This is a genomic window from Gemmobacter caeni (assembly GCF_003054195.1).
GTDB classification, from domain to species: Bacteria; Pseudomonadota; Alphaproteobacteria; order Rhodobacterales; family Rhodobacteraceae; genus Gemmobacter; species Gemmobacter caeni.
Window position 1 is genome coordinate 1 of record NZ_QBKP01000066.1, and the last position, 1,507, is coordinate 1,507.

General features: G+C 62.8%; 1 protein-coding gene. It reads right to left on the minus strand.

Going from position 1 to position 1,507, the window contains the following annotated elements; genetic code table 11:
• Positions 1–57: 57 nt before the first annotated feature.
• Positions 58–1,413 (minus strand): IS1380-like element ISPme1 family transposase, encoded by a 1,356-nt coding sequence (locus tag C8N34_RS25730; RefSeq protein WP_012112698.1) that lies wholly within the window; start codon positions 1,411–1,413, stop codon positions 58–60.
• Between the last annotated feature and the right edge of the window lie 94 nt (positions 1,414–1,507).

A 1,507-nucleotide genomic window follows, 5' to 3' on the forward strand; every position in this document is an offset into this window, starting at 1 on the left:
CCGCGCGGCAGACGGACCTGTCCTGCCGCTTTCGTTCAGCTTGGGCATGGATCGTGGTCATGCGCATGACGGAGGCGTTCGAAGACGGCGGATGGCGGCAAGGACGGCCCGCACCATCGGGCCGGTGACGGCGACCTCGGCCAACTGGAAGGTAATGGCGCGGGCGTGGCGGACGACGCGGGCGCCGATCTTGATCAGCTTGAGTTGCAGGCTGGTCAACGACCAGTCCGCCATGGCCTCGGGCAGTTCGATGCAGCGCAGGAAGGTTGCCAGGTTGTAGGCCAGCGCGTGCAGTTGCAGCCGCACCTCGTTGTGCCGGAACTTCCGGCATGACAGCCGCGTCCAGCGAAAGGCATATTTGCCTTCCTTGATGTGCTGCTCTGCGGTGCCGCGCTGGTTGTAGAACCTCACCACCCAGTCTGGCTCCATCGGCAGGTTGGTGACGATGAAGCCGACTTTGGGGAACAGCTCGCCCGGATGCCATTCGATCTTGGCGATGACGCGGCGCGGCTTGTCCCAGGACGCCGCCTGATACTCGAAGTCCTCGAAGAACCGTTTGACCTTGGTCAGCGAAGGCCGTCCCACGGGCCGTGTCAGCCGATGCGCGATCTTCTCGCGCAAGACGGCGTTGGCGGGCAGACGGATGGCGTAGAAGAACCTGGCTTCTTCCAGCCGCATATAGATCGCGGGGATCGCGTAGGCAGCGTCGGCCCGGAAGAAGCGTCCACCAAGGTCGCGGCCAGCATATCGGGCAATGACGGGATCAAGGACATCCCGCCAGCCATCGGCGCTGTGGACATTGCCGTTACGCAGGGCGCAGCGCTCCAGCATGCCAAACTGGTTGAACAAGAAGATGGGGTGATAGCAGGTGCAGTCGAAATGCCCGTTCCAGGCAGCACCTTCCTGATCGCCGTGGGTGGGGCTGACCGAGCTGTCCATGTCCAGCACGATGTATTTCAACCCGTTGCGGTCATGAAACCGGTCGATCCATTGGCCGTTCAGATCGGCCAGCGCCGCCCGGTTCGCGGCCAGAGCCAGCGTCTCGGTCTCGAACCGTCCCATCTGCGATGCCGAAGCAGCTTGCGCCTCGACGGCCCTGCCGCCAACGACCTGACGCATCACGGGATCGAGGGCCAAGCGGTCGGCATCGTTCACATCCTCGTATCCGGCCAGTCGTCCGAACACCGATTGCCGGAACAATCCGTCAAGCCGATGGAGCGTGTTCTTCCCGGTGCGGCTGTCTCGCAGCGCCTCCGACGCCAGATTGGACAGGCCGAGCACGTCATCAAGCTCGCGCATCACCAGCAGGCCACCGTCTGAACTGATCTGCGCACCACGGAACTCCAGACGCACACGGCGGTCGAAATCAACCCGATCTCCCCGCGCCAAGCCCGCACCCTCCAGGTGATCCATGAAACGCGCCCCTCGCAGCCGTCAACGCCATGATTTATATGCGAAATATCACGATTACGACAGCGAAATCAGCGACTTACTTGGAGAATGTGGG

Coding starts and splice junctions, on each gene's coding strand:
- C8N34_RS25730 (WP_012112698.1), bottom strand. CDS start 1,413: ATGGATCACCTGGAGGGTGCGGGCTTGGCGCGGGGAGATCGGGTTGAT.